This is a genomic window from Vibrio sp. 10N.222.47.A9, from assembly GCF_963872585.1.
In the GTDB taxonomy this organism is placed as follows: domain Bacteria; phylum Pseudomonadota; class Gammaproteobacteria; order Enterobacterales; family Vibrionaceae; genus Vibrio; species Vibrio splendidus.
The window spans coordinates 65,159-86,686 of record NZ_CAWNBB010000027.1 but is presented as its reverse complement, the minus strand read 5'-3'; the positions used below and the strand labels follow the sequence as shown (position 1 = coordinate 86,686).

Annotated in this window: 22 protein-coding genes and 1 pseudogene; 3 read left to right on the top strand and 20 right to left on the bottom strand. The window is 43.0% G+C overall.

Translation table 11 applies throughout. The features are described 5' to 3' along the window. Nucleotides 1–602 (bottom strand): cation diffusion facilitator family transporter (locus tag AACT19_RS07215; RefSeq protein ID WP_131825220.1); only part of this gene is annotated, 602 nt, incomplete at its 3' end. Nucleotides 603–883: 281 nt separating this feature from the next. Beyond that, nucleotides 884–1,756 carry a LysR family transcriptional regulator gene (locus tag AACT19_RS07210; protein WP_076645876.1) on the bottom strand — a complete coding sequence of 291 codons (873 nt, stop codon included), beginning with the start codon at nucleotides 1,754–1,756 and terminating at the stop codon, nucleotides 884–886. A 394-nt stretch (nucleotides 1,757–2,150) separates the two neighbouring features. Between AACT19_RS07210 and AACT19_RS07205 the strand changes: the two genes are divergently transcribed. Continuing rightward, the gene (locus tag AACT19_RS07205; protein ID WP_076645875.1) at nucleotides 2,151–3,410 is read left to right on the top strand and encodes an adenylosuccinate synthase; all 1,260 of its coding nucleotides are present in this window, start codon (nucleotides 2,151–2,153) and stop codon (nucleotides 3,408–3,410) included. Nucleotides 3,411–3,507: 97 nt separating this feature from the next. On the opposite strand, the gene AACT19_RS07200 is transcribed toward AACT19_RS07205, so the two are convergent. The 15 genes from AACT19_RS07200 to AACT19_RS07130 all read right to left on the bottom strand — a co-directional run bounded on the left by AACT19_RS07200 (nucleotide 3,508) and on the right by AACT19_RS07130 (nucleotide 16,321). After that, the gene (locus AACT19_RS07200) at nucleotides 3,508–4,449 is read right to left on the bottom strand and encodes a sensor domain-containing diguanylate cyclase (RefSeq protein WP_017083544.1); all 942 of its coding nucleotides are present in this window, start codon (nucleotides 4,447–4,449) and stop codon (nucleotides 3,508–3,510) included. 160 nt (nucleotides 4,450–4,609) lie between these two features. Next, the gene (locus tag AACT19_RS07195; protein ID WP_076645874.1) at nucleotides 4,610–5,248 is read right to left on the bottom strand and encodes an OmpA family protein; all 639 of its coding nucleotides are present in this window, start codon (nucleotides 5,246–5,248) and stop codon (nucleotides 4,610–4,612) included. An 8-nt stretch (nucleotides 5,249–5,256) separates the two neighbouring features. Beyond that, nucleotides 5,257–6,813: a TadE/TadG family type IV pilus assembly protein gene (locus tag AACT19_RS07190; protein WP_106408118.1), complete on the bottom strand. Its 1,557-nt coding sequence runs from the start codon at nucleotides 6,811–6,813 to the stop codon at nucleotides 5,257–5,259. A gap of 10 nt (nucleotides 6,814–6,823) precedes the next feature. Further along, the gene (tadF, locus tag AACT19_RS07185) at nucleotides 6,824–7,381 is read right to left on the bottom strand and encodes a tight adherence pilus pseudopilin TadF (RefSeq protein ID WP_017093491.1); all 558 of its coding nucleotides are present in this window, start codon (nucleotides 7,379–7,381) and stop codon (nucleotides 6,824–6,826) included. Beyond that, nucleotides 7,371–7,853 carry a TadE/TadG family type IV pilus assembly protein gene (locus AACT19_RS07180; protein ID WP_017087824.1) on the bottom strand — a complete coding sequence of 161 codons (483 nt, stop codon included), beginning with the start codon at nucleotides 7,851–7,853 and terminating at the stop codon, nucleotides 7,371–7,373. The genes tadF and AACT19_RS07180 overlap by 11 nt, the downstream gene beginning before the upstream one ends. After that, the gene (locus tag AACT19_RS07175; protein ID WP_017093490.1) at nucleotides 7,840–8,541 is read right to left on the bottom strand and encodes a tetratricopeptide repeat protein; all 702 of its coding nucleotides are present in this window, start codon (nucleotides 8,539–8,541) and stop codon (nucleotides 7,840–7,842) included. The genes AACT19_RS07180 and AACT19_RS07175 overlap by 14 nt, the downstream gene beginning before the upstream one ends. Nucleotides 8,542–8,588: 47 nt before the next feature. After that, nucleotides 8,589–9,431, bottom strand: coding sequence for a type II secretion system F family protein (locus AACT19_RS07170; protein ID WP_004733948.1), 843 nt, complete (start codon nucleotides 9,429–9,431; stop codon nucleotides 8,589–8,591). Next, nucleotides 9,428–10,330, bottom strand: a complete 903-nt coding sequence (locus tag AACT19_RS07165) for a type II secretion system F family protein (RefSeq protein ID WP_017078040.1) — start codon at nucleotides 10,328–10,330, stop codon at nucleotides 9,428–9,430. Before AACT19_RS07165 ends, AACT19_RS07170 begins: the two co-directional genes overlap by 4 nt. A 1-nt stretch (nucleotide 10,331) precedes the next feature. Continuing rightward, nucleotides 10,332–11,603, bottom strand: a complete 1,272-nt coding sequence (locus tag AACT19_RS07160; RefSeq protein WP_017093488.1) for a CpaF family protein — start codon at nucleotides 11,601–11,603, stop codon at nucleotides 10,332–10,334. Beyond that, on the bottom strand, nucleotides 11,600–12,841 hold the full coding sequence (locus AACT19_RS07155) for an AAA family ATPase (RefSeq protein ID WP_076645872.1): 1,242 nt from the start codon (nucleotides 12,839–12,841) through the stop codon (nucleotides 11,600–11,602). The genes AACT19_RS07160 and AACT19_RS07155 overlap by 4 nt, the downstream gene beginning before the upstream one ends. Next, complete coding sequence (locus tag AACT19_RS07150; RefSeq protein ID WP_076645871.1) at nucleotides 12,841–13,317, bottom strand: hypothetical protein; 477 nt, start codon at nucleotides 13,315–13,317, stop codon at nucleotides 12,841–12,843. The genes AACT19_RS07155 and AACT19_RS07150 overlap by 1 nt, the downstream gene beginning before the upstream one ends. Beyond that, on the bottom strand, nucleotides 13,314–14,684 hold the full coding sequence (locus AACT19_RS07145) for a type II and III secretion system protein family protein (protein WP_076645870.1): 1,371 nt from the start codon (nucleotides 14,682–14,684) through the stop codon (nucleotides 13,314–13,316). Before AACT19_RS07145 ends, AACT19_RS07150 begins: the two co-directional genes overlap by 4 nt. Next, nucleotides 14,684–15,508, bottom strand: a complete 825-nt coding sequence (cpaB, locus tag AACT19_RS07140) for a Flp pilus assembly protein CpaB (protein ID WP_076645869.1) — start codon at nucleotides 15,506–15,508, stop codon at nucleotides 14,684–14,686. The genes AACT19_RS07145 and cpaB overlap by 1 nt, the downstream gene beginning before the upstream one ends. Before the next feature lie 21 nt (nucleotides 15,509–15,529). Further along, the gene (locus tag AACT19_RS07135) at nucleotides 15,530–15,955 is read right to left on the bottom strand and encodes an A24 family peptidase (RefSeq protein ID WP_076645879.1); all 426 of its coding nucleotides are present in this window, start codon (nucleotides 15,953–15,955) and stop codon (nucleotides 15,530–15,532) included. 159 nt (nucleotides 15,956–16,114) lie between these two features. Then, nucleotides 16,115–16,321: a Flp family type IVb pilin gene (locus tag AACT19_RS07130; protein WP_017080668.1), complete on the bottom strand. Its 207-nt coding sequence runs from the start codon at nucleotides 16,319–16,321 to the stop codon at nucleotides 16,115–16,117. A 416-nt stretch (nucleotides 16,322–16,737) separates the two neighbouring features. Between AACT19_RS07130 and AACT19_RS07125 the strand changes: the two genes are divergently transcribed. After that, nucleotides 16,738–17,631, top strand: a complete 894-nt coding sequence (locus AACT19_RS07125) for a LysR family transcriptional regulator (protein WP_004733957.1) — start codon at nucleotides 16,738–16,740, stop codon at nucleotides 17,629–17,631. A gap of 352 nt (nucleotides 17,632–17,983) precedes the next feature. Here AACT19_RS07125 and AACT19_RS07120 read toward each other — a convergent pair whose 3' ends face one another. Then, complete coding sequence (locus AACT19_RS07120; protein WP_004733958.1) at nucleotides 17,984–18,307, bottom strand: winged helix-turn-helix transcriptional regulator; 324 nt, start codon at nucleotides 18,305–18,307, stop codon at nucleotides 17,984–17,986. A 139-nt stretch (nucleotides 18,308–18,446) separates the two neighbouring features. Here AACT19_RS07120 and AACT19_RS07115 point away from each other — a divergent pair, with 139 nt between their 5' ends. After that, nucleotides 18,447–18,860 (top strand): YybH family protein, encoded by a 414-nt coding sequence (locus AACT19_RS07115; protein ID WP_076645868.1) that lies wholly within the window; start codon nucleotides 18,447–18,449, stop codon nucleotides 18,858–18,860. A 200-nt stretch (nucleotides 18,861–19,060) separates the two neighbouring features. Here the strand turns inward: AACT19_RS07115 and AACT19_RS07110 are convergent. Together AACT19_RS07110 and AACT19_RS07105 are read right to left on the bottom strand one after the other, a co-directional pair. Next, nucleotides 19,061–19,784: pseudogene (locus AACT19_RS07110) on the bottom strand (IS5 family transposase). 1,209 nt (nucleotides 19,785–20,993) lie between these two features. Then, on the bottom strand, nucleotides 20,994–21,410 hold the full coding sequence (locus tag AACT19_RS07105) for a chromosome segregation ATPase (protein ID WP_242658932.1): 417 nt from the start codon (nucleotides 21,408–21,410) through the stop codon (nucleotides 20,994–20,996). Nucleotides 21,411–21,528: the final 118 nt, after the last annotated feature.

Genomic DNA, 21,528 nt, shown 5'->3' with positions numbered 1-21,528 from the left:
ATCGCCAGATTATGACGTAGGTTGTGATCATGATGGTGTCCGTGATGCTCAACATGTTTATGACCATGGTCGCTGTCGTGATCATGACTATGTGAATGACCGTGCGAATGGCCATGGTTCTTACTATGATCATGGCCATGCTCGTGTCCGTGATCATGATGGTGATCGCCGAGTAAAAACATACTCACTACATTCACGGTTAAACCAATACAAGCAACGATGATCGCTTCATTAAACTGAATCGCTTGTGGGTTAAATAAACGATGCACTGATTCCACCAGCATTAATAATGCCACAATACCCAATGCAATCGCGCTGGTGTAGCCCCCTAGCACACTAACTTTGCCAGTACCGAAAGAGAAACGTTCGCTCTCGGCATGCTTCTTCGCATAACGGTATGCAAATAAGGTGATACCAAACGCTGCAGCGTGCGTCCCCATGTGCCAACCATCGGCAAGTAACGCCATAGAGCCGTAAATAGTACCGGCAACGATCTCGACAATCATGGTGATGACGGTCAATAACAGAACATAGAATGTGCGTTTCTCACCTTGGCTGTTATGTGAAAAAAAGTTGTGTTGATGACGTGTTGGAAAACTCAAAATGGCGTCCTTAGCTAGTGTGTTCAATGTTAGGAGTAGTTACAGATTAATCTTGCTCAAGAAAGTGCTTTGACTCACAAGTAGTTTGATAATCAAATCAATAAATGGAATTTAGTTTGATTATCAAACATTGTCAACGATGAATTTTAAAGCTCTGATTTGGGAGAGTAATAATTTATAGGGCGATCTAATTAGCTCGACTGCCTATTAGGTGGAGAAACAGCTGCGCTTTGCAGACACAAAAAAGCCCACACGAAGTGGGCTACTAACATCAGAAGGAGTTATTGGTTTTGCAACAGAGTAATCTCATCATTCACCCAACCTAACAACTGCTTGGTGGCTTTCGACAACACTTGGTTCTGCCGAACAATATAACCAAGACTGGTGCTAGAAAAGTTGATCAACGGTGTCACTTTCGAATGCAGATGCTGCTTGGTGGATACCGCAAATTCAGGAACAATCGCCACACCAAATCCCGCTTCCGCCCAATCGATTTGAGCGTCTACGCTCCCTACTTCCATCACCCTATAACTAGGTAGGTTCAAACTTGGTAAACCTTCATCAATGAAGTCACGGGTTCTCGTATCGTGGCCAAGTAGAATCAAGGTGAGTTCTTCGTCAGAGTCTTGGATATCAAACCCATCGCCTAACGCACACCATGAAAGCTCTTGAAGCTTAGTAAAATACAGTGACTCGTTGTGCTGTTCTTTAGCTATAACAAAACCAATATCCGCCTGAGCATTCTTAACTAGGCTCGATGCTTGAGATGACGTGGTATTCAGCAACGTGAGATCGATACCCGGATACTGCGCTTTGAACTTCTGAAACGGGCGAATCAACAAGAATCGGGAAATGATGTCACTTACGGCAATAGTTAACGTCCCTATTTTAAGGTCGTTAATCGCATTGAGATCGGCCTGACAAATCTGCAGTTCGAGTAGCGTTCTTTGGCTAGTTTCCAATAGCCGCTCACCCGCTTGAGTCAATTGAAATGGACTTCTCTCTATCAACTTTATGCGTGTTTGTTGTTCTAATTGTTTTAGGTGCAAACTCACATTGGGTTGTGTCATATGCAGTGCATTGGCCGCTTTCCCGAAATGCTTGTACTCCGCAAGCGTCACAAACGTCTTCAACAAATTAATATCGAGCATCATATCCCCTCTCTCGTGTTACTTACATCATTCCCTAAAGTAAAGAATGCCCCATCGTCATTCCCTACAGTGAGGAACGAACATGATAGGGAATCTCACTTGTGGTTTGAGATTCCTGATACCTCGTTCCTCGGTTCTGGAATGACGCCACGAAATCGAGTCGACGTTAGGTTCGTCACTTCCAGTCGTAAGGAACTGCAATCGCGTCACTCTCTACTACGATTTACACCCCACCCCGTCATTCCCTACAGTGAGGAACGAACATGATAAGGAGTCTCGCTTGTAGGTTAAGACTTTAAGGATATATGAAATCCTTATCAAGATAATAAAGATAATTAATTTCTCTTATCCACTTTGTAGGCCTAACATGATTTCTCAATCAGTTAGGAGAAAAATTATGCCATCTATCGTTGTTGTGGGCGCAAACTGGGGTGATGAAGGCAAAGGCCGCATCGTCGATTTTTTAGCAGACCAAGCTTCTGCTAGCATTCGTTTTCAAGGCGGAAACAATGCAGGCCATACCGTAGTAAATGACTTCGGTACATTCAAACTGCACCAACTACCTAGTGGTATTTTTAATCCTGATTGTACAGCGGTTCTGGGCCCAGGCATGGTGATCAGCCCTGCTGCGCTAACTCAAGAGATTGCAGAAGTTCAAGAGGCTGGCATCAAAGTGAAAATGGCGATCTCAGATCGTGCGACACTGTGCCTTCCTTTACACGCCCTTGAAGATACGCTTGAAGAAGAGCGTTTGGGCGATAGCGCTTACGGTTCAACACGTCAAGGTATTGCGCCAGCGTACGGCGATCGTGTAATGAAGAAAGGCATTCTTGTGGGTTGGCTGAATCAGCCTGAGATTTTAGAGCAACGCATTCAATTCCTGCTTGATTGGAAGATGCCTCAACTGAAGGCTCTATACCCTCAATGTGATTTCACTCAGACAGCTTCTGAAATGACAGAGTGGTTACTTGAAGTGACTAAAGCGTGGCGCCCGTTCATCTGCAACGTAACTGAGCCGCTAAAAGCACTGCAATCACAAGACGCGAACCTATTGTTTGAAGCTCAGCTAGGTGCAGGTCGTGACCTTGTCTACGGTGAATACCCTTGGACAACGTCTTCGAATGTAACCGCAGCTTATGCAGGCATTGGTAGCGGTTTACCCGCTCTTCGCCCTGAGCGTGTTATTGCCGTTGCTAAATCGTTCAGTTCGTCTGTTGGTACTGGCACGCTAGTAACTGCTATGGAAGAGCAAGACAGCTTCCGCGAAAGCTCTAACGAATATGGTGCAACTACGGGTCGCCCACGTGATATGGGTTACTTTGATGCAGTAGCAACTCGCAACGGTGTTGACCTGCAAGCTGCAACGGAAATCGCACTGACTAAGATTGATTGCCTGTCTGGTTTGTCTGAACTTAAGATCTGTACCGCTTACTCTGGTGAACACACTGAAAACCCGATTTGGCCACAAACGGCTGAGCTAAAACCTGTATATGAAGATATGGCTGGCTGGGATGAAGACATCACGGGTTGCCGTACGTTTGAGAGCCTTCCTCAAGCAGCACAAGATTACGTTACACGTATCGAAGAGCTGATGGGTGTACCAATTGTGATGGTATCGGTAGGTCCTGAGCGCGAGCAAATGATCATTCGAGCTTAGTTGAGAAGACTACTACACCCACATCTACATCTACATCTACATCTACATCTACATCTAAGCCCACACTAGTGGGCTTTTTTACGCCTGTCACGAACATCTAAATCTTGTTCTTCTTATTGAGGTACATGTTTTCATCGGAAGACTTTATTAGATTTATGATGTTGAAACTTCGGGAATCCGCCGTACCACAACCATATGAAAAACCGAGTGGCACCTCATCATCGCAACGAAAGCCTTCAATGAAATCATCGAATTCAGCGTGAATGTTATTGACCAACTCAGAAGCATAACCAGCCTCTTCTGAGTGTATGACGACAATGAACTCATCACCACCGACCCTAGCCGATATAATGTTGTACTTTGAATTGTTTTTTATGCATGACGCAAAGCCAGAGATATAGTCATCACCTTTGAAGTGGCCATAGGTATCATTGATGTACTTCAAATTATCCAAGTCGAAATACAAACAAACGATCTCACCATCGCTGATGTTTGCTTTATTGAATTCGTGGAAAAAGCCCCTTCGATTAAGCAGCGTCGTCATAATATCAAAGTGACTATTCTTGTATAAAATCCGGCTCTCTTCTTTTAATAGAATTTCAGAACGCAATAGAGTCGATATATTTTCAATCAAGCTAACTTGGCTCTCGGTATACGCTGTTGGGCTTAAATCAAAAACCAAGAGCACCGCAAACACTTCGCCATCGATATCTCTTACCGGGACGCCACAAAACGACTTATAAGCATCCGCCCCATTCGCAGAAACGGAATCACCACCAGCATGACCACTCAAATAGACCGTGCGATTTTCGTTATGCACATACTCACAAAAGAGGCTAATTTTGCTCTTATGTTGGTTACACGATATGTTTGAGGAGCTCCACACACTCTCAGAACCAGAGCAACTCAAATCAGAGATCATGATGATGCCCGCATTCGATGCGTCCATTATGTCTCGTATGTTATCCAATATAGATACCCAAGTATCGACATCGATATTTTTTTGCATCCCTTCAGAAGAGAACTTATCAAAAAGCATTAATATTTCTTTAGTATCAGACAGTTAAACTTAATCGAATATTCATTAGTATACGTTGTAACAAAAATCCCAAGAGCGACAATCTAGGGCGGGTTATTACCTAGTACTAAGCAACAACCAAGCACTAAGTAAGAACCAAGCAACAACCAAACCCTAAATCTTAATTTTCTACTTTAGCGGCATCGTTCGCAGAGGCCCAAATTTCTGAGCGTCTATTCTTGGCTCTACCTTCTGCCGTTGCGTTGGACGCAATAGGTTTACTTTCACCAAATGAGCGTATAACAAGGCGATTCTTCTCTACACCATCCGCGATTAAACCATCCGACGTCGTCAGTGCTCTTTGTAGACCCAATGCTTGGTTGTAACCTTCTGCGCCGGTGCTGTCAGTGTGTCCATCCACCGTAATCGCACTGCCGTTAGCCTTTAGCTCGCCTGCAAGTTGGCTCAGTGCTTTGCTGCCCATCGGCGATAAGTTGTGTTGGTCAAAACCAAAATGAAGTCGTGCCAACAACCCGTGACGCTCTTGGTTACTGATCCAAGTCTTACATCCTGACTGGTTCATACCTAGATTGGATTGACCTGCTAACGCTTGTTTTAGCTCACTGCTGTCAGACGCCTGCTCTATTTGTAAAAAGCCCTGTCTGTGCTGTGCAATGCCAACGACATCATCAACCGTGACACTGTGTTGATACTCACTGAACGCAGTATCGCAATAAACACTGATGCCTTCTTCCGCATTGGCGATAAGGCTAAATTGCAATGTCGATATGACGATTGAACCGATCATTAACTTTTTCATATTTTCCTCTAGTACAACTTAGTTATTCCGCTTGTTTTTGAGCCTTTACGGATGAGTTCTTCTATCTTTTCAATCAATTCATCTAGGTTAGATACATCGATGATGTCTTCATTTGGATCGACAACGCAGTCTTGAAAACCACTTTGTTGAGATGCTCGAAAATCGATACCAATAACACCTATGTATAAGCCCGGTATTTCCTCTCTTGCTTTGTCACACATGCCTCTGTCGACTAACCCTTTGAGGATGCCGTTATTCGGACTCTCCTGCCCATCGCTTAAGATCAGCAACATCTTAATTTTCTTGTTGTAGATTTGCTGCTCTTCTTGATCGGAACTGTTCGGGTCACCGTCATGAAGCACCTGAGAACCTCTCAAAATACCTTGAAAAGCCGCAGTGCCACCGTCTGCCCACATAGAGTTAATCGGGTCTAAATCTGAGAGCTTGTTCGATAGGCGAATGTTCGAAAACTGCGATGAATTGGAAGAACCATGCGCGTTAAATAAATTTGCTCCACTCACACTATAAAAATCAGGCTGTAACCCCGACTTATCAGTAAACATCGTCGACACTGATGTCGATAAATCTACATAGTTGTATACGTCTGCAACCAAGTAGTTATCTTGATAAATCACATCCTTAATACGTTTGGCGTACTTTTGATTCTCCGATTTTGGATATGAGCAACGTGACTGCCGGTCAGCACATCTAATCACATCATTTTGTGAATAGGTGCGCCAGTAATCCCAGTTAACATCGTTGTAGGAATAAGGTGATACGTTCGTTTTATAGTTATCTTTGTAGCTCAACTGGCTTGTCGCCCGAGCTTGATTTCCCGAAACGATCTCCCTCGTTCGAACGTTAAAAGGCACAAAGCCAACTCGGTTAAGCAACTTGTCTCCAGTTGTATCTTCTCCAGGCTCATCACAAACGTATTTCCACTCACCATCGACATAGTCCTGTTTAATCGATGTGCAAAGAATTTTGCTGGATATTGCGTCGATGGCTGTCTTTAGATCGTCGATTTTTATGTGTCGACTTGAACCCCACCTGTCGTTCATTGAACCGGAAAAGTCAGACACAAACACAATATCGATGTTGTTATCACCAAGGTAAACCGGGTACTTTCTCGCTAACGAACGTCCCGCTAAGTCTTGCTGCTGATCAAACGAAGGGATAAAGCTACTCGCAAACCAAGAGTCGTGCGTCGTCTTGGCATTCACGGTGTATTGGATGTATTCAAGAACCCCAGCCCCCTCATCTTCCGCTTGGTGGAACCGGTCTGCTGATAAATTGGTTGATTTGATGTCCCGAACATAATTTTCGACATACTTGGTCGCGAGCCCACGAGCCTGATCCGGTTGGTCTTCAATGGTTACCGCTATCGCCGCAGCCTCTGCTGAATCTCTGAGTCGGCTGGTCTCTTGTACATAACGTGTGCCCTCAACCGCCCAAAAAGTCATGCCCATGATTGGAACAAGCAATAAGCCCATCCAAACCGCGGCAACCCCTTGCTGTCTTTGGAGACTGAGATGCTGGCGATTGATATGGCGATCGTGCTGCATTTTCATTTCCTTATCTCCCAGGCATTATTGAAGAAGAGCCAATCTGAACCGTGGTACTGGCGCCACTGTTGAAGAAGGGCTTGAACCAAGAACTTTGCTCCTCACAAAGACTGATTCTGTACAGTGGATACACAACGCCCTTTTCTACCGGCGCTAAATCTGCATGCTCGATAATCGAATCGGTTTGGCAATTTAAGCTTCTGTACTTGCTGGTTGAGAATTCAGCGACATTAACTTTATTGGTCAATGACTCTATCTTGATCGCTACATTATCGACTGGTGTATTGAGCATTCGACTTGCCACTTTAGCCATGTCTTCTAACTCTGAATTAGTTACAGGTAGGTTTTGTCCTGCCAATACATCGGCTTCAAAATAACGAGTACGCTCTTTGATCACATTGACTAAAGCAAAGCTGGATCGATCGAGCTTGGCGCGCGCGAGTAATTGATAGCTCAAGTCTGCGCCAAACAGGTAAACGCCCCACAAGGCCACTAGAATGAAAACTAACTCAATCGTATACGAGCCTTGTTGGTGTCTTTTAGAAAGCACACGTTGCTTACGGAGCATCATCTTTCCACCCCTCGTGTTCTAGGTTCAAAACCATAGTGCTTGAAATATCCCTATCCGCAGCACCAGCCAGTTTAATGACTGGGGTGTAGCGGTAGGTCACGGTGATCTCGGCTAAGTTGTAATTGAAGTTCAACCCTTGATCAGAGTGTCCCCTATTCGCGATGAAATCATCATAGGTTTTGAAGTACTGACCTGCGATAGAGAACCTTGAGCTATCAATTAAGAAACTCCATAGATTGTCATCATCTTCGATTAACGATTTGAACTTAGTTTCGTACTGCTCGTTGATCCCTTTACCTTCATATATTTTGGTATTCCTGATGGTTTCTCTCAGCGAATACTCGGTCATGTTCACAACGTAGATTTGGTAACTCGATTCGAAGATCGCAAAGGTGGCGAAAAACAGAACAAGCGCACCCAACACAAACTCAATCGCCGTCACGCCCTTCTGCTTATTAAGAAGCTTCATCATTAACTCCTAGATGAGTTAATTCAGCGGCGATGCTCTGGATCTCTTCTGCTGAGAAGTCACCTTTGAGTAACTTCTTGGCTGAGTCGATTTGCTGAGTTTTCATTAGTGCGATAGCTAGGTTCGCTTTTACGATCTTATTCGACGGGTCTTCTTTTAAAACCGGAGCTAACGTTTCGATCGCCTGTTGATACTCGCCATTAGCCATTTGAATCATCGCAATGTTGTTCTTAACCACGACATCGTCATAACCGCGTAAACGGGCTCGATTCAGTTCTTGGTAAGCTTCATTAAATCTTCCAACCTTGGTGTACGACACGCCGAGCAAGACGTGAATTTGACCCGTTGTATTTCCCACCTCGATAGAAGCTAGATAAGCGGTAATGGCACTTTCAACGTCATTTTTTGCATCAAATACTTGCCCTTCTAACTGGTACAAGTTGGGATTTTCAAACCCCTCTTTTTGCAAATGTTGGACATAGAAATCTGCCGACTCGATATCCCCTTTATGAAAATATGCCCATGCCAGTTTCTCTTTTACCTCTGGGTCTTCGGAGCCCTGCTCTAGCTCAGATTTGTAATAACGAATCAAGCCGTCATAGTTCTTCACTTTTTCCATACTAGTGACGTCGGCAAGCTGCAGGTCTTGTGGTGACGGGGCCGATTGACAGCCCGCTAACACGCTCATCGACAACAAAATGAGACAAAAACGTTTTCCAATCACTCGTCGTCTCCCTATATATTCAATGTCATTTGCATGATGCTCGGCGCGAGAATCAAGATAACGATCGGGAACATGATGAAAAGGATCAATGGGACACTCATCTTCGCAGAGAGCTTACCTACCTTTTCCTCGACCGTAAGAATTTGGACTTTTCGCATGTCTTCCGCGAGGTCACTTAACACACTCGCCACGGATGTGCCGTATTGCAGGTTTTGAATGATGGTCAGTACAAAACTTCGTACTGGTGGCGTCGGGATACGCTCACTCAGATCATTGAGCGCCTTTTCTAAACCGTGTATTTTTGCAGAATCAGATGTGCGTTTAATTTGGTAACAAAGATCTGAATCAAATTCAGCCAGCTCTTTCCCCAAATAAACCAGCGCCGCTTCAATCGTCATACCGGTTTGAACACATACCGACATCATGTCGAGCAAATACGGCAATTGAGCTGAGGTTCGACTGATCAACATCTTGCGGCGCATTTGAAGCATTGTATCTGGGACGACAATGACGCCAATCAGCGAGAAAATAACCACGAGCAGTTTGTTGGTTGACGTCATATCCCCTAACAGCACCAACCCAGAAACCAACGCTAATACCAACAACTTTGCTGGAAAATAGAATTTTGCCCAATCCGTGTTGTAATAACCCGCCTCTATCATTTTTTGCTCGAGTTCATGGCGATGTTCTTTACCAAAACGAACAAAAAAGCGATTTACGCGTGAAGGTGCGCGAGCCGAATTATCCCCGATATAGAGCGCAACCTTCTTATGTCGTTGCTCTTTACGAATAGAATCGATAATCAAAAAGAGTAGCGAAAAAAACAACACAATGAGGGAAGCCAATAACATCATGCGCGTACTCCTCTCACTAACAACCAAACAAGAAATAGACCGAACAGTTCACTACCAAGCACGTAAAACAATACAAGCCTTCCTTCTGGATCGTAGAGAACAAACTCCACATTATCGGGATTAACGTAGTTAAGAATAAGCATAAAAATCAGAGGAATAGCCGCAACTATTTTGGCGGAAATTCGAGCCTCCGAAGTCATCGCCATTTTCTTTTTCTCTAGCGTTCGAGAGTCCACTAGCACTCTAATCAGCCGCGCCATCACGCCCTTAAGTTGCCCACCTCGAGCAATATTCGCCCTGATAGTCACGGTAAAGAATAGAAACTCTGGGTAGGGGTAGTTTTTGCACGATCGTTGAAGCACCACCTCTGGTGACTCACCCAACTTAAGTCGGTCGCCCATTAGCTTAAATTCGCGACCTATCGGGTTGTGCATCACATCGCCTACATAACTGATGGCTTGCATTAAGCTGTCACCCGCAGTGACCGCACTCATTAGAATATTCAGCGCATCTGGGAACGTATTCTCAAATTCGCGACGTCTTCTTGTCACTAGGAACCGATAACCACATAGGGTAAATACCATAGATGAGCCCAGCACTAACCACGTATTGGTGATTGATAGCAATTCAACAACGATGTACCAAGATGCGATGATGCTGCCCGTAATATAGAGCGCAATGTAAAGAGAAGAACGTGGGCCTAACACCATCAAGGTGGGTGATACGGACTCTTTGAACTTTTGCCAGTTTTGCTTACGAACCAATGACTTGACGTTAATGGCATTGAAGTTTTCAGCTTCTACTTCTTCAATATTGAAAAACTGATTAACCTTTTTTACCTTTGAATCTCGGATCAAAAGCAGCACAAACGCAAAGAGGATTAACGAAAGCCAAAGCATGCTAGGCCCCCTTAAATGATGCTTTCAGCTCTTCATAGAGCCCGAAGAATTGCGCTTTTTTCACAAGCTCAGATCGTTGCATAATGCCGTCGGTAACAAATTCGCCTTTAACGGTTTCGCCGTAGTGGGCGTCGTCATAACGAAAACGATAAATCTCTTCCATCACTACGCTGTCGCCTTCTAGGCCGACGATTTCCGAGATGCTTGTGATCTTGCGAGACCCATCGCGCAACCTGTTGACCTGAACAATCATTTGAACGGCACTCACGATCGTTCTTCTAATCGCATCCAGAGGCTGATTTAAGTTCGCCATCATCACCATCGATTCAACACGGGCAATCGCATCGCGTGGCGTGTTGGCGTGCAACGTAGACATCGAACCATCGTGTCCAGTGTTCATGGCTTGCAGCATTTCGAACGCTTCAGAGCCACGACACTCGCCAAGAATAATGCGGTCTGGACGCATACGAAGCGCGTTAATAACCAATTCACGCTGCGTTACCGCTCCGGTTTGCTCAACACTTGAGGTTCGCGTTTCCAGTCGAACCAAGTTGGGTTGTTGCAGACGCAGTTCGGCCGCATCTTCAATCGTAACGATACGTTCATCTTCGGCAATGTATTGAGATAGCGCGTTAAGTAATGTCGTTTTGCCTGAGCCTGTACCGCCAGAAATCAACACATTGATGCGGCAACGAGAAGCAATCATCAGCACTCGCGCCATATCTGGAGACATCGACCCAAAGCCAATCAAATCTTCAAAACCGATGTTTTGCTCTCTGAACTTACGAATCGAGATCGATGTGCCATCCAACGAAATGGGAGGAATCACGATGTTCACTCGGCTGCCGTCTTCTAACCTGGCGTCGACCGTCGGAGAAAGTTCATCCACACGCCTTCCGACACGTGACGCAATGCGCTTAGCAATGGCTAACAACTGCTCTTCATTCACAAACGATACTTCGGACTTTTTCACCTTGCCATGTCGTTCGAAAAAGATGTTGTTGGGCCCGTTCACCATGATGTCGGAAATGGACTGATCTTCGACCAAAGGCTGTAAAGGCCCTAAACCAAACAGCTCATCGATTAGGCTTTTCACTAACCCTGACTTCATCATCGAAGTGATTGGTCTTTGGTAGCTATTTGCTAGCAAATCAACCGCTGCTTGTATTTGGGATTCAAGGTCTCTTCGGCTCATTTTCTGAACCGCTTCTGCATCTAGGGCTTCAAATATCTGGCCACGAAACGTGAGGTATAAGTCTTTGTTAGAACTCATTTAGCACGCACCTTTTTCAACCAAGAGTTCATGCCCTTCTGATCCATAGGTTGACCATTAATCAGCTTCACCAACTGTTCCATAGAACGACTAATATGACGGTCATGCTTATGCCCGCGTTTTCCATCGATAATGATGTGCGCCAGCGCTTTGCAGTAGTCAACTTCGAGGTCAACTTCTGCGCCTAGATACTTAATAAGATCAGGCTTTTGTAAGACGTAGGCATTTTCCGGGCGGTGGTAGTTCACCACGGTAATCACGCGCGTACGCGACGATAACGAAAGCTGTAAGTTGGAGACTTTTTCATACAGTCGTTTTGCACTTCTTACTGAAGACACAGATGCGTCTAACACCAACACAACCACATCAAAGTTTTCTACCAAGAGTTGCGGTTCAACTTTGAAATCCACACCACCAGAAAAGTCTTCGATAATGAAATTGGTGTTGCGCGCTAACAACTCGCACAAGGTCTGGTTGTAATTAAGAACATCGCTTTGGCTCATGTCGCCATCAATCGCCAACAGTCGTAAATTTTTGCGAGCGTTGATTAGGTAACTCAACGCCCCTTCTTCATCCATTTCGTGCAATGGTGCGGTGAACTCATCGATGGTTCTCGGCTTAAAATCCTTTAAGCCAAGCAAGACATCAATGTTGGTATCGGCATATTGATGATCGACAAGAATCGTGTCCGAGCCTTGCGTCGATAATATTGAGCTCAACTCAGTAGTGATAAACGATGCGCCAACGCCACCTTTTGAACCGACAATCGCCACGCGCTTCGCTTTACGTTTCTGACTCACACCAGAGAACGTCTTCAGGTTCTTGCTAACGTGATTTAAGAAGTCAGCAAATTCCTGCTTATTCACCGGCCAGAACACGTAGTAAAAACCCATGTCTTTAAGAGAACGAAGCGTAGAAATGGCATCCTCTTTACCAATCACCACCACGCCTTTGTGTGTGGGTAGTTTGCTGGCAAAGGCTTTAGCGTCTTCAACCACATTGGTCGATTCATTCAGTTCCAGAATAACGATATGGCTACTCTGTTGCTCTGTCAGTTTGGTCAAACCCGCTTTGGCTTTAACGCATGCAGGATCATTCCACCCTTCAAATCGAAAGACTTCTTGAACAAGATCTAAACACTCTTGAGACTGATAGAACAAAGTACATCCGGCAACCCCTGTCGTTCCGGTTTGCACTGGCTTAGCCTTTGTTGTTAATGCTTTAGTCAGGTCAAACATTATTGCTCTCCTACCAATCGAGACTTGTAAGCCACTTGCTTCAAGCGCATCGATTCAGCAAAGCAGTCTGGCTGCCTCAACCGAACGTGAATCTGTGCTGGTGCGCATTGTTGAGTCTTCAAACGCGTTAAGGTCACCTGAATCTTTAAGTCGCTCGGTAACAACGGAGCGCTTCGATACGAGACTCTTTGTGGTGCGATGACATGTGACGGATATTGATCGAAGATCTTTTGCAACATCTGTTTGCTACGGGTTGATTTGTAATCCACAACATAGGTAGCTTCTTTATCCATTGACTCAATATCTTGAATCAAAGCGTTGATCTGCTTGGTCGTTTCAGCGCGGTTTTTCATCGCAAACTCAAAGCTGTGATGCTCTTTGTACACCAAGGCTTCAGCACCGTGTCCGACAAAATATTGCTCAGAGGCACAGCCTAAAAGTGACGTGGTAAATAACGCCATTAATAGTATCTTCATTGGATAAACCCTCCTTGCGACAACAGACGAATCGTTGCATCGGAAGACGTTACCGACTTGCCATCCCACTTAATGTTTAGCCAGCGCGCCAATGTAGAAGTCTTCTTGATGTAAGGCAGTTGAATGTCTTTCGGTTTCATCGGTTCAACAAGATTCACGGTAGCAACGATGATCAGTTCAGTTCGTTTTCTTTCTGTGGTTGCTTTGCGGAAGGCGGCACCGAGTACTGGTATGTCGCCAACAAAAGGGATTTTTTGCATTTTTTCTAAATCAGCACTGCTCATCAAGCCACCAAGGACGAAGCTGTCGCCATCGGCTAACTCTACGGTTGTCATCGCACGTCGTGAAGCCAGTTGCGGGACTTTGATGCCAGCCGTTTCTATATAACCTTCAACTTCGCTGACTTCTGGCGCTAATTGCATGCGGATTCTGTCTTGGCTAAGCACTTTCGCGGTGAGATCGAGTTTGATGCCGAACTCTTTGAATGAAATATTCACGTTGTTACTGGTAGTAACGATAACGGGCACTTCGCCTCCTACAAGGAAACTTGCAGACTCACCGGATAACACGGTTAAATTAGGCTCAGCCAGAACTTCAGCAATCTGGTCGTTACCTAATGCCGTGATTAACGTACTCAGGTTTGCTGCATCGAATTGGTCGAAAACAAATTCGCCAACACTTGAACCGACTGAACTCCAATCAACACCAACGGTTTGTCCAAATGACTCGGTGACTTGAGCCACTGATATTTTGACGTTCACTTGCTGGGTCGTTGCAACTTCAATGCGTTCGATGATCCCTTCCCACGTCATATTGCGGGCAAACACCATGCTTTCAGGCTCTTCATAATTTGAGTTGTCGGACTTAAACTCCAGCTTCACCGTTTTGTCCCATTTCTCTGTTTTTTCTCGTCCAAGCAGAGTGGCAACCAAACGATAGATATCGTCACGAGTCGCTTCGGAATCAACAAGGCCACTCACGGCGACTTGCTCTCCTACAGACTGAATCTTGACTTTGGCATCAGGGAAATGAAATTTAAGTTGTCGTCTAGTATCCGTTAAATCCAAATCAACAATAATGCGGTCTGAAAGCAGAACATCACCATCAATGCCATAGACGATCAGTCGTGATTGCCCAATAGCATTGGCGAACACAACTATCGTGTTGTCGTTGATTATTTTGTAGTCGACGATGTCAGGGTTATTAATAAACACTTGGCCAATCGGACTTTTTAACTGGATGTGCTGACCATCGTTGAGCGTGATGGAGCGATCGGCGGCAAAAGCGTTTGTTATAGAAAGTAAGCCAATCAGCGGCACTAGAATGGAAGCAAACAGTACTTGCTTGATTCGATGGTGAATCATCATCACAAAGCCTCTCTCGGGTTGTTCTCGTTACCACGTAACTCAGCAATCCCGGTATAGTTATCGATAATATTGCGCACCTCTGCATACTCCGGTTGCGTGTAGGTTTGGCTTCGGTAAATTTCGATGTGCATTGTTCGTTGCGCTAGTGCAAGTTTTGGTAACTCGTCGGGACTAACTTCGATGACCACCGTAGTCAGTCCATCCTCTTTACTCGGAGCGCGAGCGGTAATAGAACTGTCGCCAGTTGCATCATTTCCAATGTTCAGTACTTTGACGTTTTTAAGAAACATTGACGCCTTAACCCCTCTAAAGCGCTTCGGCTTATCGATAATTCCGGCTAAGTTATCGTTTGGAGAACTTACAGTGAGGATATCGATGGACGTTCCAGGACGGATGTAATCGTTGATTAGGTTTTTGTCACTGACTTTAAGTGGGTATAACGTCATGCCTTCTGTGACCAAAAGGTCGATGTATCCGGGCTGGCCTGGCGTCACTTGATATTCAGGCAGTACAACTTCACCTGCGTTAAGGCTGCGATTGAGCAAAATGGAGGGTGAAAAGCTGATTTGTGCGTCTTCTCTGATACCAAGCGTTAATGCTTCACTAAGAGGGAGTTGTTGTTTTACGACACCTTGCGCATCGATCGCACGTCCTTTTTCATAAGGTTCCGTAGTCATCCAAACGGCAACATGCTCTTCATTTTTTTCTTCCACCACTTCAGCGGTCGTTGTCGGTTGAGGTTCACTCTTCAACAAATCGACAACGCCTAGCGCGCCCACTATTAAGGCAGCAATGGCAACAAGTAATACCAGTCGAGATCTCATAATGTTCTCATTCTTGGAGGGTTAAATATGTGGCGTGTTTTGAGTTAAAATTACCAAGTAGAATCCAACGCTAATTGCTATCCCATATGGAATACCTTGTTGGTCGTTCGACGTTTTTCTTGTTAGCTTGTTCTTTACAAGATAAATAACGGCTAAAAAACCGCCAGCAAAAGCCGTCATAACAAACGCCCAAAGCAAATCGTTGAGAGGTATAGTAAGTGATAGAACTGCGGCATATTTAATATCACCGGCTCCAATCCAAATCAGGGCGTAAACAATCAACCCTCCCCCTAACACCAGCAGAAAGCTCATAATTTGAATGTCTAACGGTGACAAAAAACATTGTAAAAAGAGCAATATCAACAAGGTGTGATTTTGTATCTTTCGATAGAGAAAATCGGTAGCCGATACATAGACACACACGATTACCAAAATCAGTAAATACACGTCAAAACTCACAATTAGAAATATCACCTAGATTCATATGGATTAGCGTAAAGTATGTCTTAATTGATGTTCCTAATTAACTGAGCCAGACCAATGGAAAACATAGGTCTGGCACAAATATCTTTCGATATGATCTACATTAGCCAATAAGGCTTGATGTTAGCTGCTTGCAGTGTCAATAGCGGTAGCGACATCTTCAAAAGCACCTTCTAACTTACCAATGAAACCATCAGCGCCTACTGCAGTAGTTACTAATACAGCCATTGCTACTGCAATAAGACCATATTCAATCGCAGTTACACCGCGCTCATCGTTCTTGAATTGTGATAAAAACATGCTTGTTTTGACGTATAGCTTAGTAATCATTATGTGTTCCTATAAGGGCTGTTGAAAATTCGTCGCCATTATAATTAGCGTTACCAATCTATGGAAAATAACCCCTATCGACTTAATCAATAGGCCGGACGAAAAATGATCAAAATAAACACAATAAAAGCAAAGGAATTAAAAACAAAACCATAATTAACAATGAGTTACATATAAAATCAACCTAACCAGACAATATTAAATAAAATTTATAAACTTAAAAAAGTAAGACATCGGTCAATATTCTAACTTATCTAAACTTTATATAAGCTTTGGAACCAATCTAAGAAATAATTTACCCAGTTTTATTACTCCTTATAAAACTTGTTGAAATACAATTATCATCACGCTATTGTTCTTCAAATCAACAAACCATAAAAAATATAATTTATTTGTGTCAAAAGGTTAGTCGAATCATGAAACTACATTTCGAAAATATCATTTCGTTCATAGCGGTAGTTGAGGAAGGTTCATTTAGCTCTGCTGCTCGCAAGCTTGGCAAGTCACAATCAACCGTTAGCACGGCTGTTCAAAATCTTGAGTCCGATTTAGGTTTCAATGTATTTAATAGGGAACACTCTAAAGTTTGGCTAACAGAAAAAGGAAAACGATTATTCCAGTTATCTTTACCTGTGGTATCGAAATATCGTGATCTAGTCACGATCGCACAGCAAATGAATATATCTGACCAAATAGTCTACCGGGTAGGTATAGACCCATTAGTGTTTAATAATAATGTAAAGAAAACACTATTAGCGTTTTCAGAAGCATTCCCTAACGTTGATTTACTTGTCGTAACTAAACCAAGTTTCGTGTTAGGTAACTATATAAATGAAGGGAAGATAGATTTAGCCTTAGGTAACCCCTATCACAAGACAAATTACGACTTCAACATAGAGGAGTTATTTCACGTCAACTGTTGGTGGGTGGCTCATGAAGACCTGGTAACCTTTAAGTCTCAAGCACCATCACAACGAGTTCTATTAATGGATGGTTGTGAAGAGCTGCTTAACTTGTCAAACATAGCATCGTATAACTTATGGCGACTGGATGACTTAGGAACCATCATCGATCTATGTAAGGCTCAAAAAGGCATCGCTTTTTTACCGGGATTTCTCATAGAGGGAAGTGTAGAAAATAGTAAACTTAAAGTAGTTACAGACCACCCTGATTTTTTTGGTAAGCGAGTTATTGCATCCCTTTTCTGGCAATTACATTCTGACTTTAGCTTGTTCAACCAATGGATCAAAAAAGAGCTGCAAACGACTGCCAGTTACAAGCAAACATTTGTTGCTGATTTAACTCAATAATACTCTGTTGAAATCTGACAATCACACTCTATTGCACGCTTCAGCTTCGAGTGTGATATTTCAACACGATTATTTATCCTAATATAAATCTAAAATAAAACATATGAAATACTAATGCCAAGACCGGAATGTATTATCCAGCATATTCACTGGTCTTGTTTCCATTATTTAGCCTCACATATTTTTGTGATTAAATCTAATTAAAAACTAACCTATTAAACGTATTTGATATTTAAGCTATGACTGCGTTTGTCACTCAATATCGAAAAAAACGCCTAAACCATGCACACAGAAAAATCCACCATAGTAATGACGTTGGATAACAGAATAGCTTTACAACCATTACGTTAGACTAATTCCAGCTATCCGACTTTTTTACGATAATATCAACAATATCCGCCAGTTCTTTTCCTTTTTTAGTCAGACCGTAATATACCGTCACTGGAACGGTTTCTTCTTGCCTACGCCAAATGAAACCTTCCTTGCTAAGCAACTTCAGCCGCTCACTAAGTACTTTACTCGACACTAAAGCCAGCTGCTTTTGAATCTGTCCAAAACGTATCTCGCTACTCTGACCTAGCAACCAAACAATGTGAGCAGTCCACTTCGTAGAAATCAGTGTCAAATATTTATCAGCGCTGCAGTAACCTTCAGGTTGCTTACCCTGTTCACTCATATCCACCTCTTAGATTATCCATCGTAACAGTTGCATAGTTACCTAAAGGTAATTAGTTACTTTTAGGTAGCTAATTTCTTTTAGTAACCACCCTATCTATTATGGCTTCAACCCAAAACACAAACAAGCAGGTGGTTCCATGAAGATACTTCTATTCGTCGTTTTAAACTTAATAACTTTCTATTCTTACGCATCAACAGATTACAAAAAACCGCAGTCGCCAACAGAACTGCACCAACTTTTCGCGGAATACTTTTCAAAACAAGACATCGACGGACTAGGCACTCTGTTCCATGAAGACGCCATATTCGTCCTAGATAATCAGGGTAACCTTGCTAGAGGGCCAAAGGCTATTAAGCCTATATTGAAAAGTTACCTTCAAGGTGACGTTGAAATGCTCACCCATGATGTGTCTATCCACATTAACGGCAATACGGCTCTCATAAGGTCTGATTGGGAGATAGTTGGTGGTCCCAAAGGAACCGCTCTCGAAGTGATGAGGTATGTCGATGGTGGCTGGCTATACGTTATTGACAACCCGAATGGATTTTAAGTGGCTAAATTCAGCAAACCACTAAACACTTTGGATCATTAAAGGACGCAGTCTAGGAGCGTTACAAGCAACAATTCTTAGAACCCCGAGGGGGCTTTGTTACGTGATTAGGTTTAAAGATAGAACCACCCCGTTTCGGGTATTTCTTGGTCAATACGACAAGTTTCAGGCATACCGAACCCAGTGAGCTTGTTCAACGTTTATATCATCGTGTAAGTTTCACCTACTTGTGCATTGTAATTTCTTAAACTTAACGACCACCAAGCAACTGTTTAACTCGACACGGCGAGATTTCGAGGGTGGCCACGTACCGAGAAGGCTGCCTCTTCTCTTGGCGGAATAAGCGCAACGGCTTACTTCATCTTAATAGCAGCGTGAAATGCTTTCGTGTCGTAAGCGCCATCACCAGACACCTCATGGATGCTTCGGCGTGTTTATTTCAGTAAGTTTGGAAGTACTCTTCCATCTGTAACCGTCGATAAACTTAGCTCGCTGCAATAATTTCATGAGTGCTTGTATCGACGGCAATATGCAGCTTTCGCCAGACTTTACGTTTGCCGTCCGTCCCGTGTTTCTGACTTTCCATTCACCTTCGCAATAAACCTTAAGGCTAGTCGCATCCATAGCTAGGTGCTGTATTGCTCCTCTTGTTTTAGTCTTAAATGAGACCTCAACCGGCTTGGCTCTAAAACTGATGCAGGTGTAATGTGTACAACTTAATGGAACATGAGCAAGTCTAAATACCGAGTCGATAAATCCTTGCAGCGCTCTCGGCGGCATAGAAAAAATTCGCTTCACCATGAGTGCTGTCGTGATAGTTAAATCACTGAACCGACGTGGCCTCCCGCGCTTCTTCTATTTGCATTGCGCCCACCCGCTTATCGCTTCTTCATCAATCAAAAAGGTCAGAGACCCGCGGTTGATGAGTGATTGGTTTTATTGCTTCGAGTTGATTGTTTTGTAACGAGGCATAGGGCTACAAGAGGGAGTGAGCGTAGCTGATCAGATCGTAGGTTCTTGATTTAGTTCCACTGAGTTATGCAACAAAGAGCCCAAAATTGCTAGTTATAAGGCTAGTCAGCAAGCAAGTCTCAAATGGTGGATGTTACAACACGCCCCAGGGTATTATAAAACAAATAAATAGCCGATAGAATGATAAAAGGGGAATGTCTACTGCTAATGGACTCGATTCTATCCGATTAAATAGCTAGAGTGTAAGTACAATAAGCAAAGGCTTTCTATTGGATCAGTAATCCGTCTACTTCCCCATCTTAATCATATACGACCAACAACATGGATTTTCCTCTCTCACCCTTACTGTCTTATTTACACCAAATTTAGCCTTGTTTCAGCTGGAACAGTCTTACTAATTAAGAAGGATGTTGGGGAGCGTAACTAGCGTGCCATACGATCTCATCGACATCTTCAACAGCAATAATTACTACAGAACAACAAAATTGACGAAATAACACAAACAAACCGGACTCCAAAGATCTGTCGTAATACGTTATAAATAAAGGGCAACAAGAGGTATCCTGTAAAATAGATAAGTCATCTTGAAATTGACTGTTGTTGAGAAATTTTTCGCTTTCGTCAAAAGAAAAAATAAAATAGGATCTAGATCACAATCATATTTAGCATAGGTTTGGTTTCTAACTTCGAAATTTAACACAAATTTATTTATGTATGAAATCAGTAAGCTCAATTGAGTTAAAGCAGCACAATACAATGAATTATTGTCGTGGGGCTTAAATTGATTCGATGCGCTCCTTTATTATTTTAGGCTATACCCAAAATTCGCCCTACAAAATCTAATTTTTATTTTAAAATCCAAAATAAAACTTTACATTATATCGGACCAAGAACATAGCAATAAAAATCCCAATCTCGCTCGGAATACCATTTTCATTTTCGTACCGACCTACCACGGTATCAGATTTATAAAAACATGGAGTAAAACCTTCGAAAACATAAGCCAATTTTAACATAATCATCCAGTTCAGAATACGTTGGTAAATTGGTATTACGACTCGAATAAGATAAGTAAATTGTAGGTAAATAAAAAGGAAGAAAGCGTCTAGTAACCCTGTTCAACAATGCTTTTTAATAGAGTTCATTTTCAGAACTAAAACACTAACAATCATAAACTATCTTATCATTGGTATTCAACACGTCAATGTAACTCTCATAATTAAAATAAGCAACGATTCGTTCATAAGTGTTAAATATTAAAATATTGATAGCATTAATGGAATCATACAAGTCTTTCCCATCAACACCTGTTTGCTTGTAACAATGGCGAACCTTTGCCAATTCTTCATATATAGAATTGGCAAAAGTACGGCTTTCAGCCATATTTTTAGAAAAATCATAAGCCAAAATACCGAATGAATACTTAATGTATCGAGTGATAAATTCCTTATCAACCTCACTCATAGCTAATTGGCTCAACACCTCATCAACATCATCGCGAATCTTATTACTATTTAAATCCACACCTAGCAGAGCCTGGGATTTATCTTCAACCAGAGTGTGACTAGATATAATCAATTCGATCTGTTCGCCTATACTTTTAACATTTCCGACCTGACTAGGGTAGACCTCTAACGAATAGATGAACAACGTTAAAACTAATAATATTCTTCCACACATACTTTCTAATACAATT

What these genes read in the sequence shown, in the direction of transcription:
- AACT19_RS07115 (WP_076645868.1), top strand. Translation starts at nt 18,447, where the DNA reads ATGAAGATACTTCTATTCGTCGTTTTAAACTTAATAACTTTCTATTCT.
- AACT19_RS07205 (WP_076645875.1), top strand. Translation starts at nt 2,151, where the DNA reads ATGCCATCTATCGTTGTTGTGGGCGCAAACTGGGGTGATGAAGGCAAA.
- AACT19_RS07130 (WP_017080668.1), bottom strand. Translation starts at nt 16,321, where the DNA reads ATGATTACTAAGCTATACGTCAAAACAAGCATGTTTTTATCACAATTC.
- AACT19_RS07190 (WP_106408118.1), bottom strand. Translation starts at nt 6,813, where the DNA reads ATGCAGCACGATCGCCATATCAATCGCCAGCATCTCAGTCTCCAAAGA.
- AACT19_RS07160 (WP_017093488.1), bottom strand. Translation starts at nt 11,603, where the DNA reads ATGAGTTCTAACAAAGACTTATACCTCACGTTTCGTGGCCAGATATTT.
- AACT19_RS07150 (WP_076645871.1), bottom strand. Translation starts at nt 13,317, where the DNA reads ATGAAGATACTATTAATGGCGTTATTTACCACGTCACTTTTAGGCTGT.
- AACT19_RS07170 (WP_004733948.1), bottom strand. Translation starts at nt 9,431, where the DNA reads ATGATGTTATTGGCTTCCCTCATTGTGTTGTTTTTTTCGCTACTCTTT.
- tadF (WP_017093491.1), bottom strand. Translation starts at nt 7,381, where the DNA reads ATGCTCCGTAAGCAACGTGTGCTTTCTAAAAGACACCAACAAGGCTCG.
- AACT19_RS07180 (WP_017087824.1), bottom strand. Translation starts at nt 7,853, where the DNA reads ATGAAGCTTCTTAATAAGCAGAAGGGCGTGACGGCGATTGAGTTTGTG.
- cpaB (WP_076645869.1), bottom strand. Translation starts at nt 15,508, where the DNA reads ATGAGATCTCGACTGGTATTACTTGTTGCCATTGCTGCCTTAATAGTG.
- AACT19_RS07195 (WP_076645874.1), bottom strand. Translation starts at nt 5,248, where the DNA reads ATGAAAAAGTTAATGATCGGTTCAATCGTCATATCGACATTGCAATTT.
- AACT19_RS07125 (WP_004733957.1), top strand. Translation starts at nt 16,738, where the DNA reads ATGAAACTACATTTCGAAAATATCATTTCGTTCATAGCGGTAGTTGAG.
- AACT19_RS07155 (WP_076645872.1), bottom strand. Translation starts at nt 12,841, where the DNA reads ATGTTTGACCTGACTAAAGCATTAACAACAAAGGCTAAGCCAGTGCAA.
- AACT19_RS07175 (WP_017093490.1), bottom strand. Translation starts at nt 8,541, where the DNA reads ATGAGCGTGTTAGCGGGCTGTCAATCGGCCCCGTCACCACAAGACCTG.
- AACT19_RS07200 (WP_017083544.1), bottom strand. Translation starts at nt 4,449, where the DNA reads ATGCTTTTTGATAAGTTCTCTTCTGAAGGGATGCAAAAAAATATCGAT.
- AACT19_RS07120 (WP_004733958.1), bottom strand. Translation starts at nt 18,307, where the DNA reads ATGAGTGAACAGGGTAAGCAACCTGAAGGTTACTGCAGCGCTGATAAA.
- AACT19_RS07165 (WP_017078040.1), bottom strand. Translation starts at nt 10,330, where the DNA reads ATGCTTTGGCTTTCGTTAATCCTCTTTGCGTTTGTGCTGCTTTTGATC.
- AACT19_RS07145 (WP_076645870.1), bottom strand. Translation starts at nt 14,684, where the DNA reads ATGATGATTCACCATCGAATCAAGCAAGTACTGTTTGCTTCCATTCTA.
- AACT19_RS07210 (WP_076645876.1), bottom strand. Translation starts at nt 1,756, where the DNA reads ATGATGCTCGATATTAATTTGTTGAAGACGTTTGTGACGCTTGCGGAG.